At 68.5% G+C, this 15,607-nt stretch carries 11 protein-coding genes; 6 read left to right on the plus strand and 5 right to left on the minus strand.

What is annotated here, in order from left to right:
- The first annotated feature begins 299 nt into the window (after positions 1-299).
- Together DZC52_RS02445 and DZC52_RS02450 are read left to right on the plus strand one after the other, a co-directional pair.
- On the plus strand, positions 300-959 hold the full coding sequence (locus DZC52_RS02445; RefSeq protein WP_116649530.1) for a protein-L-isoaspartate O-methyltransferase family protein: 660 nt from the start codon (positions 300-302) through the stop codon (positions 957-959).
- 25 nt (positions 960-984) lie between these two features.
- Positions 985-2,355 (plus strand): TolC family outer membrane protein, encoded by a 1,371-nt coding sequence (locus tag DZC52_RS02450; protein WP_116649531.1) that lies wholly within the window; start codon positions 985-987, stop codon positions 2,353-2,355.
- A 22-nt stretch (positions 2,356-2,377) separates the two neighbouring features.
- On the opposite strand, the gene DZC52_RS02455 is transcribed toward DZC52_RS02450, so the two are convergent.
- Positions 2,378-3,628, minus strand: a complete 1,251-nt coding sequence (locus DZC52_RS02455) for a 3-deoxy-D-manno-octulosonic acid transferase (RefSeq protein WP_116649532.1) — start codon at positions 3,626-3,628, stop codon at positions 2,378-2,380.
- Positions 3,629-3,697: 69 nt separating this feature from the next.
- Between DZC52_RS02455 and DZC52_RS02460 the strand changes: the two genes are divergently transcribed.
- Positions 3,698-4,627, plus strand: coding sequence for an LpxL/LpxP family acyltransferase (locus DZC52_RS02460; RefSeq protein ID WP_116649533.1), 930 nt, complete (start codon positions 3,698-3,700; stop codon positions 4,625-4,627).
- Positions 4,624-5,700, plus strand: a complete 1,077-nt coding sequence (locus DZC52_RS02465) for a glycosyltransferase (RefSeq protein ID WP_181918733.1) — start codon at positions 4,624-4,626, stop codon at positions 5,698-5,700. Before DZC52_RS02460 ends, DZC52_RS02465 begins: the two co-directional genes overlap by 4 nt.
- A 12-nt stretch (positions 5,701-5,712) precedes the next feature.
- Here the strand turns inward: DZC52_RS02465 and DZC52_RS02470 are convergent, their stop codons facing one another.
- Positions 5,713-6,990 carry an O-antigen ligase family protein gene (locus DZC52_RS02470; protein WP_116649534.1) on the minus strand — a complete coding sequence of 426 codons (1,278 nt, stop codon included), beginning with the start codon at positions 6,988-6,990 and terminating at the stop codon, positions 5,713-5,715.
- A complete protein-coding gene (locus DZC52_RS02475) occupies positions 6,983-7,861 on the minus strand; it encodes a phosphoribosylaminoimidazolesuccinocarboxamide synthase (RefSeq protein ID WP_245960742.1) in 879 nt (292 codons plus the stop codon). The genes DZC52_RS02470 and DZC52_RS02475 overlap by 8 nt, the downstream gene beginning before the upstream one ends.
- A gap of 53 nt (positions 7,862-7,914) precedes the next feature.
- Between DZC52_RS02475 and rpe the strand changes: the two genes are divergently transcribed.
- A complete protein-coding gene (gene rpe / locus DZC52_RS02480; protein ID WP_116649536.1) occupies positions 7,915-8,571 on the plus strand; it encodes a ribulose-phosphate 3-epimerase in 657 nt (218 codons plus the stop codon).
- Between the two features lie 286 nt (positions 8,572-8,857).
- Positions 8,858-13,096, plus strand: a complete 4,239-nt coding sequence (locus tag DZC52_RS02485; protein WP_181918734.1) for a S8 family serine peptidase — start codon at positions 8,858-8,860, stop codon at positions 13,094-13,096.
- A 102-nt stretch (positions 13,097-13,198) separates the two neighbouring features.
- Here the strand turns inward: DZC52_RS02485 and DZC52_RS02490 are convergent, their stop codons facing one another.
- Together DZC52_RS02490 and DZC52_RS02495 are read right to left on the minus strand one after the other, a co-directional pair.
- Complete coding sequence (locus DZC52_RS02490; RefSeq protein ID WP_147307583.1) at positions 13,199-14,803, minus strand: sensor domain-containing diguanylate cyclase; 1,605 nt, start codon at positions 14,801-14,803, stop codon at positions 13,199-13,201.
- A gap of 152 nt (positions 14,804-14,955) precedes the next feature.
- Positions 14,956-15,537 carry a manganese efflux pump MntP gene (locus DZC52_RS02495; RefSeq protein WP_220338247.1) on the minus strand — a complete coding sequence of 194 codons (582 nt, stop codon included), beginning with the start codon at positions 15,535-15,537 and terminating at the stop codon, positions 14,956-14,958.
- Positions 15,538-15,607 lie beyond the last annotated feature (70 nt).

Here is a 15,607-nt window from a genome sequence, read left to right on the forward strand (position 1 = left end):
TGATAAACTCCTGATTTACAGTACGTATCAATGGGCAGTTACACAAATCTCAGGACAGTCCCCAAGCCGCTGGCTCGGCCGTTGCTCGCATTTGCCCATTCCGTGCTTTCCGTGTCTTCCGTGGTTCCCCGGTTTTCTTTGCGTCTTTGCGTCTTCGCGTTTTAAAGATTTTGACTTTCCAGAATCTCGAATGGCCTCGCCGCCGGATCGCCGGATTCATGACCACTGGCACAGTTTCGCTCACCCGCGAGCGGGTACAATAGCGCCCTAATATTCGCAAGAACCGACCGGATTTCGTCATGTCGCTCAATCTCGAACAGGCCCGCGTCAACATGGTCGAGCAGCAGGTGCGCACCTGGGAAGTGCTCGATCCGCACGTGCTCGATGCCCTGCGCGAAGTCCCGCGCGAGGATTTCGCGCCGGCCGACTACCGCCGCATGGCCTTCTCCGACCTGCGCATCCCGCTGGGGCACGACCAGGTCATGATGAAGCCCATCGAGGAAGGCCGCCTGCTCCAGACACTGGAGATCCAGCCCGGCCACCGCGTGCTCGAAATCGGCACCGGGTCCGGCTTCGTCTCGGCCTGCCTGGCCTACCTGGGCGCCTCGGTGCTGACCATCGACATCATCGAGGAATTCACCGAGCGGGCCAAGCGCCGCTACGAGCGCCTGTCCATCGAGGGCATCGAGGCGCGCCACGCCGACGCGCTGGGCGATTTCGACCCGGGCGAGGCTTTCGACGCCGTCGCCGTCACCGGATCGGCCGCCGAAGTGCCCGAGCGTTTTCTCAAGTGGATCAAGCCGGGCGGGCGCCTGTTCGCCGTTCGCGGCTTCAGCCCGGTGATGGAAGCGGTCACGCTGACCCGCACCGAGTCCGACCACTGGCAGGTCGAGAGCCTGTTCGACACCGACCTGCCGCGCCTGATCGGTGCCGAGGATCGGCCGCAGTTCGAATTCTGATCAAACACCTTCAGCCGGAATCATCATGATCAATCGCAAGCAAATCGTCCTGTCCCTGGCTCTTGCCATGGGGCTGAGCAGTACGGCCAGCGCCGTCGACCTGTTGGGCGTCTACGAATTGGCCCAGAGCCACGACGCCGAAATCCGCGCCGCTGAGCAGCGGCTCAGCGCCGCCGGCGAGAACCCCGTCCAGGCGCGCGCCAACCTGTTGCCGACTGTCACGGCCTCGGCCGGCAAGACCATCGGTTCGTCGACCACGACGATCGAGGGCACGGAGCTGCCGTCCGAAGACACCGACACCGAGCGCTGGGGCGTGACCCTGCGCCAGAGCATCTATGATGACGCCAACTACGGCCAGCTCGACCGCAGCCAGGCCGAGCTCAGCGTGGCCGAGGCCCAGTACCGCGAGGCCTGGCAGAACTTCCTGTTCCGTGTTTCGCAACGATACTTCGACGTACTGACCGCGCTCGACTCGGTGCGTTTTGCCAAGGCCGAGGAAACCGCGCTCAAGCGCCAGTTCGAGCAGGCAGAGCAGCGCTTCGAAGTGGGCCTGGCCGCCGTCACCGACGTGCACGAAGCCCGCGCCGTCTACGACGCCGCCCGCGCCCGCGTCATCGTCGCCGAGAATGCCGTCGAAGACGCTCGCGATGCGCTGCGCGAGGTGGCCGGCGCCTGGTTCGAGAACTTCGCCCGCCTGGCCCAGGACATCCCCCTGGACATGCCCGAGCCTTCCGACGTCGAGGAGTGGGTGGCGCGCGCGCTGGAATTCAACCCGACGCTCCTGCAGCAGCGCTCGCAGGTCGATGTCGCCCAGGCGGACCTGCGCATCGCCCGCGCGGGACATCTGCCGACCCTGGGTCTCGAGGCCGGCTACACCGATTTCACCAACAACGAGTTCGTTGGTCGCGACCCGGTCACTCAGGCGCCGGTGGCTTCCGGCACGCTCGGTAACGACGGATGGGAAGTGGGCATCACGCTCAACGTCCCGATCTTCTCCGGCTTCGCCACGCAGTCGCGGCGCCAGCAGGCCGGCTATTCGCTTCGCGCTGCCGATGCCACCCTGTCGTCGGTCGAGCGCTCCATCAAGCGCGAGACCGAAACCGCCTACCGCGCCATCGTCGCCGGTATCCAGGAAGTCGAGGCGCGCCGCCAGGCCCTGATTTCGGCCGAGAGCGCCCTGGAAGCCACCAATGCCGGCTTCGAGGTGGGCACGCGCACCATCGTGGACGTGCTCAACGCCGAACAGCGCTACTTCCAGGCCGAGCGCAACTACTCCGACGCGCGCCACCAGTTCATCCTCAATCAGCTTCGCCTGCGCCAGTCGGCCGGCGTGCTGGAAGAAGAAGACCTGGCCTGGGTCAACCAGCTGCTGACCGAAACCGGCGGCGAAGGCTGATTCCCGGGACGCCGCTTCCCCGCTAGCGGAGAAACGGCTCGATGGACCGGAGGGCGCGGCGCACGCTGCCGCGCCCGTTCTCCACCACCCTGAGCGCCGCGCTGCCGTATTCCAGCGCGCGCTGCGGATCGCTCCAGATCGACTCGACGGCCTCGGCGAGTCCCTCCGCATCGCTCACTTCGATGAGCGCACCGGCCTCGCGCAGCGCTGCGGCCGAGTCGGCCTGCTGGTGCAGGTGCGGCCCGGCGATCACCGCCTTGCCGAAGGCCGCCGGCTCGAGCAGGTTGTGCCCGCCGATATCGACCAGGCTGCCGCCGACGAAAGCCGCCGGCGCGGCCGCGTAGCACGACACCAGCACCCCGATGCGATCGACCAGCACCACGTCGGTGCCGGCCTCGACGTCCTCGCCGATGGTCTGCTGCTTCAGGCCGACCCGGTCGATCAGCGCACGGATCTCGTCGCTTCGATCGGGATGGCGCGGCGCCAGCACCAGCAGGGCGTCCGGTCGCCGCTCGCGCAGCCTGGCGTGCGCGGCCAGGACAATGTCTTCCTCGCCCGGCCGCGTGCTGCCGGCCACCCAGGTCGCTCGCTCGCCCCATTGCTCGCGCAGCCGGCGCACGGTCTCGCCCAGATCCTGGGGGATCGCGCTGTCGAACTTGAGGTTGCCGGCCATGGCCAACTTCGAATCGTCCAGGCCCAGCTCGCGAAAACGTTCGGCGTCTTCCTCGCTCTGGCACACGGCCAGGTCGACCGCTTCGAGTGCGGCCGCGAACAGCGAGCGGAAGCGCCGGTAGCGCCGCATGGCCTTGCGGGCCAGCCGGGCGTTGACCAGCACCATCGGGATCTCGCGCTTGCGGCAGCCGCGATAGAGCTCCGGCCAGATCTCGGTTTCGGCTACTATTGCCAGCCGCGGGCGCACGCGCGCGAGCCAGCGGCCGACGACCCAGGGCGTGTCCAGCGGCGCGAAGACTGTCTCCACCCGGTCACCGAAACGCCGGACGGCCTCGGCGCGACCGGTGACGGTGATCGTGCTGATGACCACGCGCTCGTCGGGATAGCGCTCCAGCAGGGCGGTGACCAGTCCGGCCACGGCGTTGATCTCGCCCACCGAGGCGGCGTGGATCCACAGGGCCGGGCGATCGGATTCGGGCAGGCGGCCGAGGCGCTCGCGCCAGTGCGCGCGCAGCCCGGCCGGGCCGGGAATGCGCCAGCGAAACCAGGCCAGCGCCAGCGGCGCGGCGAGAAGAACGAGCAAACGGTAGACTGCGAGCATGACGGCGACGAGTTTACTGCATGAGCCGGGCCCGGACCCCGCGCCGTGGATCGAGGACCAGAAACCCGCATGACCGAACTCCTGACCTGGCTATTGCTGCAGCCCGTGCGCCTGCTCGGCCTGATGCCGCCGCGCGCGGCCCGGGCCGTGGTCCGCCCGCTGGGCCCGCTGTTCGCCCGCGTGATGCCTTCGCGGCGGCGCATCGCCGAGCGCAATATCGAGCTGTGCTATCCCGAGATGGCGCCGGCCGAGCGCGCGCGCATCGTCAGGCGCCACTTCCGCTTCCTGGCCGAGATGCTGGCCGAAGGCGCCATCGCCTGGTGCCGCGCGGGCCGGCTCGATGAGCACTTCGGCACGGTCGAGGGCCTCGAGCATCTCGAGCGCGCCCGCGAGACGGGCCGGGGCATCCTGCTGCTGACCGGGCATTCGACCTCGCTGGAACTGGGCGGCCGGCTGCTGTGCGAGCACTGGCCCACCTGGGGCGTCTACCGCCCGCAGCGCAACCGCGCGCTCGAGAATTTCCAGAACCGCGGTCGGCTGCGCTATGCACAAGGCATGTTCCGCCGCAACGAACTGCGCGCCATGGTGCGTCACCTGCGCGCCGGCAAACTGCTCTGGTACGCGCCCGACCAGGACTTCGGCCCGCAGCGCTCGGTCTTCGCGCCGTTCTTCGGCCTGGCCACTGCCACCGCCACGGGCATTCCCAACATGGCCCGCATGGGCAACGCCGTCGTCTTGCCGATGTGGCCGCTGCGCGACCCCGAAACCGGCCGGGTGACGGTCACCATCGAGGCCCCCTTCGAGGACTTCCCCAGCGGCGACGACGAGCACGACCTGGCGCGCTTCAACGCTTTCGTGGAGCGCCACGTCCGGCGCGACCCGGCGCAGTACTTCTGGGTGCACCGCCGCTTCAAGACCGCGCCGCCGGGCGAGGCCGATCGCTACCCCGGCATCCGGGCGAGCCGCAACCGGCGCCGCAAGAAGAGGAAGCGCAGGTGAACGGGCCGGCCCCGCGCCTGCTCTTCGCTCCGGCCAGCGGGCCGGGCGGCAGCGGCGAGTACTACCGCAGCCTGACCCTGGCGCGCGCCGTCGCCGACCGGGCGCCAGGCGCGCGCATCGATTTCCTCGTCAATCGCGAAGCCGGCGTCGAGCGCGACGAGCGCTTTACCTATCACGAGATCACCGAGACCCCGGCCCGCGCCGGCGACGAAGTACTGCGCCTGATCGATGCGCTGCGCCCGGACCTGGCGGTGTTCGACTGCACCGGCCGGGTGCGCCAGTTCCGCGCGCTCAAGGACGCCGGGGCGTGGGTGGTATGGGTCAGCGACCGCCCGCACAAGCGCCTCAAGGGCTTCCGCCCGCGACAGTTGCGCTGGACCGACCTGCACCTGGCCGTCGACGTCAGCGGCCGGCCGCCCCGGCTCAAATGGTACGAGCGCCTGCTGCTGGCGGCCGTGGGCCGCGCCCGGGCCGAGGTCGTGCCCGGCATCGTCGCCGAACCCGATCGCGAGGCCCTGGCGGCCTGGGCCGAAGCGCTGCCGGAGCGGGGAAAGGCCTACGCGGTCTTCGTGGCCGGCGGGGGCGGTTACGTGGACAACGGCCGGCCCGTGCCGGAGATCCTGGTCGAGGCCGCCGATCGCCTGGTTGCCTCGACCGGTATCGAGGCCGTGGTCGTGCTCGGCCCGCAGTACCGCGGAAGCTTGCGCGAGCACGAGCGCGTCCGTCTTCTCGATTCGCTGCCGACCGCGGCCCTGGGCGCCCTGCTGGCCGACGCGCGCCTGGCCGTTACCGGGGCGGGTAGCATGCTCAGCGCCCAGGTGCTGGCCGCCGGCGTGCCGGCAGTCATGATTCCCGCCGGCGGCAACGACCAGGCGCAGCGCATCCGAGACCTGGAAAAAGCGGGCCTGATCGAGGGCTCGGCGCTGGAGGCGGGCGAGCTGGCCGAGCGCGCCCGCAGCCTGCTCGCCTCGCCCGAGCGGGCGCAGGCCATGGTGGCGCGCCAGCGCGCACTGGGAGTGGCGGAGATGACCGGCCGGGTGGCCGAGCGGCTGCTGGCCCTGGCGGGACGCTAGTTCGGGGGTTGCCTAGTCCGGCGCCTGGTGGCCGCTGCCCACGGCCAGGGCTGCGGACACGGACGTCAGCAGGGCATACCAGACCACGCCCGCGCTGCGCTCGAAGATCGATTCCGAAAGCGCCATGATGGCCAGCACCACGCCGGCGGCCAGCGCGCACCAGGCCAGGTAGCGGCACTGGCGCGAGTAGCGCCGGCTCAGGCCCGAGACCAGCAGGATGGGCGCGGCGAACAGCGCCGCAAGCACCGCCAGCAGGCCGATGCCGCCGTCGATCAGGGCCGAGAGATACTGATTGTGCGGGTGATCGTAGCGCAGCAACCCCTTGCTGAAGTCACCGGCCTGCACCGACTCGACCAGGGCCAGGCGGAAGCTGCCCGGGCCCGTGCCGGTCAGCGGCTCGGCGCCGATAAGGCCCCCTGCGACCTCCCACAGCTGAACGCGCAGCCCGAAGCCGCCGTTGCCGTTGCCGCCTTCGGTGATCAGGCTCAACTCGGCCAGGGTTTCGTCCAGGCGATCGCTCATCGGCAGGACGGGGGTGAGCAGCACCACCAGGCTCAGCGCCGCGATCACGAAGGGCACGCCCAGGCGCCAGCGCAGCGGCTGGCCCGCGCCCGCGGTGAACAGGTAGATGCAAAGCAGGGCGGGGATGGCCAGCCAGGCCCCGCGCGAACCCGACAGGGCGTTGGCCACGAAGGCCAGCACGATGGCGGCGATGGTGAGCACCCGCGCCGGCGTCGACTGGCGCTCGTCGGCCAGGCGCGGAATCAGCATCAGGCCGTAGGCCAGCGACAGCCCGCCGAAGTAGATCGGGTTGGTGGGCCCGGGCACGCGTGTGCCGTGCACGCCCTGCTGCCCGGTCCAGGTGTACCAGAGCGCGTAGCCGCCGGCGACCAGGCAGCCCGCCACCAGGCCGTTCCACCAGGCGCCGTCGAGGCCGTCGACGCGACGCAGGAAAAGATACAAGGGCACGATGGCCAGCAGCTTGGGCAGACGCTCGGCCGTGGTCATGCCGACGGACGCCGTGCCGTGCAGCCACCAGGCGGCCAGCCAGGCCAGCACGAACAGCACCGGCATCAGGAGGTAGAAGCGCTCGAGGCGGCCGAGCCCCGGCCGACGCAGCTGGCCGGAGCCGGCCAGCCAACCCAGGGCCAGCAGCACCAGGGCGACCAGGCCGGCATCCACCGCGTTGGGCACCACCAGGCCCAGCGCCAGGGTGCCGAACAGCACCGCGCCGGTCAGGCGGCTCAGGATCGAATCGGCCGCGACGCGCGTGGCCGCCGCTTCAATCATCGGCCAGCAGTCGCTTTTCGGCCTCGCGGTAGCGTGCCATGGTCTGCTCGACGATTTCGGCGGGCAACTTCGGCCCCGGCGCGGTCTTGTCCCAGTCCAGGGTTTCGAGGTAGTCGCGCACGAACTGCTTGTCGAAGCTCGGCGGGCTGATGCCCAGTCGCCATTCGTCCACCGGCCAGAAGCGCGAACTGTCCGGGGTGAGCAGCTCGTCGATCAGGAACAGCTCGCCGTCGCCGTCGACGCCGAACTCGAACTTGGTGTCGGCGATGATGATGCCGCGGTCGCGCGCGAAAGCCGCCGCACGACGATAGATCGCCAGCGAGATGTCGCGGATTCTGAGTGCCAGGTCGGCGCCGATCTCGCGCTGCATGGCCGCCATGTCGATATTGACGTCGTGGTCGCCCACGGCGGCCTTGGTCGAGGGCGTGAAGATCGGGTCGGGCAGGGCGGCGGCCTGTTCCAGGCCGGCCGGCAACTCGATGCCGCAGATACCGCCGCTGTTCCGGTAGTCCTTCCAGCCCGAGCCCGCCAGGTAGCCGCGCACGATGGCTTCGACCGGCAGCGACTTCAGCCGCTTGACCAGCATGCTGCGCGGCTCGAGCTCGGCGGCCAGCTCGGCGCTGCCCACGATGGGTGTCAGGTCGTCGTCGAGCAGGTGGTTGGGCACCAGGTCGGCGAACTGGCTGAACCAGAATTTCGAGATACGCGTGAGGATCTCGCCCTTGCCGGGGATCGGGTCGGGCAGCACCACGTCGAAGGCGGACAGGCGATCGGAAGCGACGATCAGCAGGCGATCGTCGTCGACGGCGTAGATGTCGCGCACCTTGCCCTGGTGCAGCAATTCCAGCGGCGGAACGGGGTAGTCGCTCACGATGGCGGGTACAATTGAAATACCAACCCCGAATTATACGCATGACCCCAGCCATGAAGCAGCCCACCCTGATCGCCCCGAGCATCCTCTCCGCCGATTTCGCCCGCCTGGGCGAGGAAGTCGACAACGTCCTGCAAGCCGGCGCCGACTGGGTGCATTTCGACGTCATGGACAACCACTACGTGCCCAACCTGACGATCGGCCCGATGGTCTGCCAGGCGCTCAGAAACCACGGCATCACCGCGCCCATCGACGTCCACCTGATGGTCAAGCCGGTCGACCGCATCATCCCCGACTTCGCACAGGCGGGTGCCAGCGTGATCAGCTTCCACCCCGAGGCCAGCGAGCACGTCGACCGCACGCTCGCGCTCATCCGGGAACAAGGCTGCCAGGCCGGCCTGGTGTTCAACCCGGCCACGCCGCTCGACATCCTCGAGTGGGTCATCGACAAGGTCGACCTGGTGCTGATCATGTCGGTCAACCCGGGCTTCGGCGGGCAGAAGTTCATTCCCGCCGCGCTGGAGAAACTCAAGCGCGCCCGCAAGATCATCGACGATTCCGGCCGCGACATCCGCCTGGAAATCGACGGCGGGGTCAAACCCGGCAACGCGGCCGAAATCAGGGAGGCCGGCGCCGACACCCTGGTCGCCGGCTCGGCCATCTTCGGCCAGAGCGACTACGCCGAAGTCATCCGCGCCCTGCGCGGGTAGGGCGGATTTGCCTTTGCCGGGGCGCCGTGATACTTCTTAGAGCGCACGGAATCACCGCAAAATCGGCACCTTGAGGGGGCACGGGAGCGCTCGGTCGCCTGATTCAGGCTCGGGGATTCCACGAATATGGATCGCGCTCTCGAGGGAAACGTCCCCCCGGACCCTCCCTTTTTTGCAGACGGTATGCCGGCATTCCTGCGCGGATTGCCGAAGGTCTCGCCAGCGTCATCCCGGAATGGAAGCACAACGCCCGCGTCGCGGATGCGGGCCGGACGGAACTCAAATCATGATCAAGCACAAGTTCGACGAGCTGCGCGCCCTGGCGCTCACCCTGGTTCTCGGGGCCGTGATCCTCTCCCCGGCCGTATTCGCTGCCGAGGGCGATGCTGCACCGACAAAGCCCGCTCAAATGGCGGGCAAGACAGAGAGCGAGAAAGACTACTTCATGGTCCCTCGTGCTCTGCTCTCCGGCTTGCCGTCTCGGTCAGAGTTGGTGCACGCGTATCGGGATCGCTCGCTGGTCCGGATTCCCGCCGGCGAGCTGGGCGGTGAACTGCGTGCCGCGAGCAGCGAACTCGAGGATCATGATTCCCTCGGCTACCGGGCGTGGAGCGGAAGCCTGGAGGGACATGATCCCGCCAGGCTCCCGGATTTTTCGAACGATTATGTCCTGCTGGGCATGGTCGGCCCGATGGATCCCGACTGGAAGACGGCGATCGAACGCTTCGGCCTGGTCATCGTCGATCATGCAACGCCCTACGGCCTCCTGGTTCGCGGCGACAGCAGCAGCGTTGCCGCGGCCGCCGCCGCGATCACCACGTCGGAGGGTTTCCGCGTGATTCGCCACGCGCTGCCGCTTCCCGACCAGGCCCGGGTTTCGCCGAGGATCGGCGAGTGGCTGTCGGGCCAGACCGCCGCGAGGGACCTGGGCGTGCGTGTACAGGGGGGCGAGGCGGTGGTTCGCGTCGTCTTCCATGCCGATGCCGATATCCCCGGCGTCCAGCGGCGGGTGAACGCCATTCTCGACCGCGGGCCCGAATTCCAGGCCGGAAAGCGCACGGGCCAGTATCTTGCCTCACCGTCGGACATCAACCGGGTGCTGGATTCCATCCCGGGAGTGGCCTTCGTTCACGGCGAGTATCCGCGCACGCCGTTCAACAATCTCGCGGCAAAGGACTACATCACCAATGTCGAGCCGGTCTGGAATGATCCCGGACTGGGCTACACCGGCGCGGGCATCATCGCCGGCGTCAACGATTCGGGAATGGACCAGAGCCACCCGGACTTCCCGGCCGGCAGCGTGGTCGCCTTCCTGGGCGCGGCCACCAACACCGACAACGCGCACGGCACGCACGTTTCCGGAACCGTGGCAGGCCGCGGCGCCGCCCCTTCGCCGACCAACACCTCCAGTTGCGGCGACCAGACCACGCCCTTGCCCGACGCACGGGGCATCGCATGGAATGCCAGCATTGCGCACAACAATATCTTCGACGGCGGCAGCGCCACCGAAACGGACATGATGCAGTGGCATGCCCAGCAAGGCTCCGACCTGACCAACAACTCCTGGGGCTACGGCTCCAACTATGATTACCTCAGCCAGAGCGCCGACATCGACGCCGCCGTGCGCGACGCCGATCCGTCCACCTCCATCTCGGATCAGATGTCGATCATCTTCGCGGCCGGTAACGACGGCCCCGGAAGCCAGACGATCGGTGCGCCCGGCAACGCCAAGAACGCCATCACCGTCGGCGCCTCGCAAAGCGATCGCTGCGGCAGCTATATCCCGAGCCAGTGCAGCGGCCCGAACATCAACAATATGGCCTGCTTCTCGGGGCGCGGTCCGGCCCAGCAGCGCATCAAGCCCGACGTCGTCGCGCCCGGCACCGACATCCTGTCGACCGACAGCGGCGATCCCCAGGCTTCCAACCCCTGGGATCAGGCCTGGACGGGCAGCGAATACGCCATCATGCCCGGAACCTCCATGGCCAGCCCGGTGGTTACCGGCGCGGCCGCCGTGTTCATGGAAGCCCATCTCGACCGTCACGGCCAGATGCCCAGCCCCGCGCTGGTCAAGGCCGCGCTGATCAACACCGCCACCGACATGGGCTTCGGCTTCCCCTCCATGGACCAGGGCTGGGGCCGGATCAACCTGCGCAAGGCCATTGAAGGCCCCGTCGCCGACGGCATTCAATACCTGGACCAGGACGCCGTCGACCACCTGTCGACCGGCGAGAGCTGGACCACCACGGTCAGCGTCCAGTCCTCGAGCGAGCCCTTCCGCGTGACCATGGTCTGGACCGATCCCCCGGGCACCGGCGGCTGCGATCCCTGCCACGTCAACGACCTCGACCTGATCGTCACCGCGCCCGACGGCACGATCTATCGCGGCAACCAGTTCACCGGCGCCTGGTCGGCGGCGAATCCGGCCGGACGCGACGCCATCAACAACGTTGAAAACGCCTTCGTCGACTCGCCGATGACCGGCGAGTGGCAGATCGAAGTAACGTCCGTGAGCACGGCCCAGAACCCCCAGAACCTCAGCGGCCAGGACTTCGCCGTGGTGATGACCGGTGAGCTGGGCGGCACCGGCATCCAGGTCGATCCGGCCGAAGTCAGTGTCTGCACGGCCCAGGGCAGCCAGGACTTCACGCTTACCCTGAGCGATCAGTTCGGCGGCACGACCGACCTGTCGGTTACCGGCCTTCCCGCCGGCACCTCGGGCAGCTTCAGCGACGATCCCGTGGTCTTCCCCGATGTCGACAGCGTCTACACCCTGTCCAACCTGGCATCGGCCGGCAGCGGTTCCCATACCCTGACCTTCACCGCCACCGATTCCGGCGATCCCGGCAATACCGCCGAAACCCCGGCCGCCCTGGACCTGTTTGCCGGCGTGCCGGGCGCGCCGGGTCTCCAGCTTCCGGCCGACGGCGCGACCGGTGTCGCACTCGCGCCCGCACTGGCCTGGTCCGGCGCGGCGGATGCGGCGGACTACTTCGTCGAGATCGCAACGGACTCCGGTTTCAACAACGTCGTGCATTCGGCCACCGTCTCCGGCACCAGCTACGACGTGCCGGTCACCCTCAACGGCGGCACCACCTACTACTGGCGCGTGAGCGCGAACAACCAGTGCGGCGCCGGCTCGAACTCCTCGACTTTCAGCTTCACCACCGCCAGCGTGCTCAATGTCTGCAGCACGCCCGCCATCGGCATCCCAGACGACTCGGCCGCAGGCGTGAGTGACAGTCTCTCGGTCGCGCAGACGGCCAATATCACGGATCTCAACCTATACCTGCGCGGCAGCCATACCTGGGTGGGCGATCTCGGTTTCGAACTGACCCATCCCGATGGCAGTACGCAGGTGCTGGCCGTGGATCGTCCCGGAGTGGCGGGCAGTGGCTTCGGCTGCGATGGGGACGATTTCGACCTGTGGCTGGACGACGAGGGCACCGACGGCGCCGTCGAGGACCAGTGCGCCGGCACGGCACCCGCCCTGTTCGGCAACGCCACGCCCAACGCGGCGCTGTCGGCCTTCGACGGCCTGGCCGCCGACGGCACCTGGACCCTGACCTCCGCCGACAATGAAGGCGGCGACACCGGCAGCCTGGCCGAATGGTGCCTGGAAATCACCTACGCGGCCGCCGCCGGCCCGCACACGGTCACCGCCTCGGTGGGCAGCGGCAACGGCAACGTCTCGCCCGCCAGCCAGCAGGTCAACGACGGCGACACGACCACCGTCAGCGTCTTCCCCGACGCGGGCTGGCATATCGACGCGGTCAGCGGCTGCGGCGGCAGCCTGGCCGGCAACACCTACACCACCGGCTCGATCACGGCCGACTGTGCGGTCACGGCCGATTTCGCGATCGATACCTACACGCTGACCTACACGGCCGACGCCAACGGCTTGATCAACGGCAGCTCGCCGCAGACGGTCGACCACGGCAGCGACGGCACGGCCGTCGAAGCCATCCCGAACACCGGTTATTCCTTCGTGCAGTGGTCCGACGGCAGTGCCGCCAATCCGCGCACCGACACCAACGTGACGGGCGATATCACCGTGCAGGCGCAATTCGCGCTCACCAGCTATACCGTCAGCGGCGTGGTCGGCGGCGGCAACGGCTCCGTTTCGCCGGCCAGCCAGAGCGTGAGCCACGGCAGCGCCGCCTCGTTGGCCATCACGCCGGACACCGGCTGGTCCATCGACTCGGTCAGCGGCTGCGGGGGCAGTCTCAGCGGCAACACCTACACCACCGCCGCGGTCACGGGCGACTGCAGCGTAACGGCCGGTTTCGTGATCAACACCTACACGGTCACCTTCGTCGACTTCGACGGCACGGTGCTCGACACCCAGACCGTCGACCACGGCAGCGCGGCCATCGCACCCGCCGATCCCGTCCGGCCCAACTACACCTTCACCGGCTGGGATGTGGCCTTCGACAACGTGACCGGCGACCTCACGGTGACCGCGCAATACGTCGCCGGCGAAGACGACATCTTCAGCGACCTGTTCGAGGTGACGGGCCCGTAAGCTCGCGCGGACCCGGCATCGCCGGGGTCCGCCGATTCGATCGGGCAGGGAAGGATTTCGAGCGCCGCGCCGGATTCCGGCGCGGCGTTTTTTTCTGGACCGTCAGGCCGCGCCGTTGCCGGCGGCACCGTGCGAATGCGGCTCGCTGCGGCGCTCGAAACTGTAGCGGTCGCGCCCGGCGGACTTGGCGCGGTAGACGGCCTGGTCGGCTTCGCGCAGCAGCTCGGCCGCGTCGGGGGCGTGGTCGGCGTCGCAGAAGGTCACGCCCACGCTGGCCGAGACCTTCACGATGATGTGGTCGATCTGCACCGGCCGGCGCACTTCCTCGAGAATGCGATCGAAGACCGTGTCGCCGTGCGGGTCGTGCAGGATCAGCACGAACTCGTCGCCGCCCAGGCGCCCCACGAAGTCGCCGGCCCGAACCAGGTTCTTCAGGCGCTGTGCGATAGCGGTGAGCAGCTTGTCGCCCACGTCGTGGCCGTGCCGGTCGTTGACCGGCTTGAAATCGTCGAGATCCATCATGCAGATCGCAAAGCGCGCGCCCGTCGAGCGCGTCAGCGACACCGCCCGGTCGAGCTGCGCGACCACCTGCCGGCGGTTGCCGATGCCCGTCAGCGCGTCCAGCCGCGCGATCTGGTCGAGTTCCTGCTCGTGCATCTTGCGCAGGGTGATGTCGGAGACCACGGCCACGTAGTGCGTCGGCTGGCCATCGTCGTCGAGCACCGGCGAGATCGACACCTCCACCGGAAAGGTCTCGCCGGACTTGCGCTGCACTGGCACCTCGCCCTTCCACTGCCCCTCGGCGGCCAGCGCGGCCCGGATCTCCATTGCCTTGGCCTCGGCGCGGTCGGGCGGCAGCAGCACGCGCGGCAGGTGGCCGAGCAGGTCGTCGCGTGCGTAGCCGGTCATCTCCTCGAAGGCCCGGTTGACGTCGCTGAGCTTGAGTTCCCCGTCGGTGATGCAGATGCCTTCCTTGCTGGCCTCGAACACGCTGGCGGCGGTGCGCACGCGCTCGACGGCGTGGTGGAATTCGGTCACGTCGCGGATGTAGCCGTGCCAGGTCACGCTGTCGTCGGCCTGGCGCGAGGGCGTGGCGCTGCCCGAAATCCAGCGCAGGCCGGTTCGGGGGTGGTTGATCCGAAAGGTCTGGTGCCAGGGGGTCATGGTCTGGGCCGAGTGGTCGATGGCCTCGCGAACCGCCGGCAGGTCGTCGGGATGAACCCGGTCGAACAGCCGCCGCGCGTCGTCGACCACGTCTTCGGGCCGCAGGCCGTAGATTCGCTCCATGCCGCTGGAAGCGAAGGGAAAGTGCGAGCTGCCGTCGGGCCGCAGCCGGAACTGGTAGAGGGCGCCGGGCACGTTGTCGGAAAGCTCCGACAGGCGCCGGCTGAGCCGGCGGGCGCGGTGCATCAGCCGCCGCTGGCGGCGGTTGCTGGCCAGCAGGGCCAGCGAGGAGCCTGCAAGCACGACGATCAAAGCGACGACGGCCACGATGGTCAGGTGGTAGCGCCGCCAGACCTGGCCCCAGTCGAGCTCGGAATCGGGCTCCTGCGCCAGCGCGATATGACCTTCATAGCTCGAAGATTCCGCCGGCGTCTGCTCCTGCGCGGTCGCCGCGGCAGATGCCAGGCACAGCAGCATCGTGGCCAGCGCGACAAGCAGCAGCCGGTGGAGCGAGAGCCAGATTGTCCGGATAGAAGATGGCATCGGCGGCGTGCCCCCCTTTTGGGCGTCTCCGCGGGCGAAGGCCGTTTCGAGCAGCCAGCTTCTATTAGGATGCCCGAATTTGCTAGGCCGCGCAGTCTAATCGAAGGAATTGCCGCAAAAGTGAAGACGGAGCGCAGGGCGGGCAGGGCACCTCAGGCAAGGACGTGATCGGTCCAGATCGATACACCGATGGCGATCAGGACCAACCCGCCGACCAGCTCCGCGCGCCTGCCCAGCAGTTGCCCTGCAATGGGCCCGAGCAGGAAGCCCAGCGTGCTCAGCACGGCCGAGACGCCGCCGATGAGCAGCGCCACGCCGGCTTCCACGCCCGAGAAGTTCATGGCCACGCCGATCACTGCGGAGTCCACGCTGGTGGCAAGTGCGGTCAGGCAGGTCATCGCCAGGCGCGACTCGCCGGCGGCGCGCCCGGTCTCCGCCGGGCCTTCGGCGAAGGACTCGACGATCATCTTGCCGCCGATAAAGCCCAGCAGAATCACCGCCACCCAGTGATCGAGCGCCGTTACCAGCCCGCTCAGGCCCGCGGCCAACAACCAGCCCAACAGGCACATCGCGCCCTCGGCCGTACCGAAGATCGCCCCGTTGCGCAGCGCACGCGCCAGGTTGCCCGAGCGGGAGCCAGCCCCCCGCGCCAGCGAAGCGGCAAAGGCATCCCCCGAAAGCCCCACGGCCGTCAAGCCGATCAACGCACCCGAAAACATCGCGTCCTGGTTCAACCCGTCGCCAAAAAGCGGACCGGAATTGTACACTTTTTGGCGTTGACGGTGACCGCGCCGGTCGCAGTCG

This window comes from Wenzhouxiangella sediminis, from assembly GCF_003410055.1.
Classification (GTDB): Bacteria; Pseudomonadota; Gammaproteobacteria; order Xanthomonadales; family Wenzhouxiangellaceae; genus Wenzhouxiangella; species Wenzhouxiangella sediminis.

What these genes read in the sequence shown, in the direction of transcription:
- DZC52_RS02490 (WP_147307583.1), bottom strand. Translation starts at nt 14,803, where the DNA reads ATGCCATCTTCTATCCGGACAATCTGGCTCTCGCTCCACCGGCTGCTG.
- DZC52_RS02470 (WP_116649534.1), bottom strand. Translation starts at nt 6,990, where the DNA reads ATGATTGAAGCGGCGGCCACGCGCGTCGCGGCCGATTCGATCCTGAGC.
- rpe (WP_116649536.1), top strand. Translation starts at nt 7,915, where the DNA reads ATGAAGCAGCCCACCCTGATCGCCCCGAGCATCCTCTCCGCCGATTTC.
- DZC52_RS02445 (WP_116649530.1), top strand. Translation starts at nt 300, where the DNA reads ATGTCGCTCAATCTCGAACAGGCCCGCGTCAACATGGTCGAGCAGCAG.
- DZC52_RS02485 (WP_181918734.1), top strand. Translation starts at nt 8,858, where the DNA reads ATGATCAAGCACAAGTTCGACGAGCTGCGCGCCCTGGCGCTCACCCTG.
- DZC52_RS02455 (WP_116649532.1), bottom strand. Translation starts at nt 3,628, where the DNA reads ATGCTCGCAGTCTACCGTTTGCTCGTTCTTCTCGCCGCGCCGCTGGCG.
- DZC52_RS02450 (WP_116649531.1), top strand. Translation starts at nt 985, where the DNA reads ATGATCAATCGCAAGCAAATCGTCCTGTCCCTGGCTCTTGCCATGGGG.
- DZC52_RS02460 (WP_116649533.1), top strand. Translation starts at nt 3,698, where the DNA reads ATGACCGAACTCCTGACCTGGCTATTGCTGCAGCCCGTGCGCCTGCTC.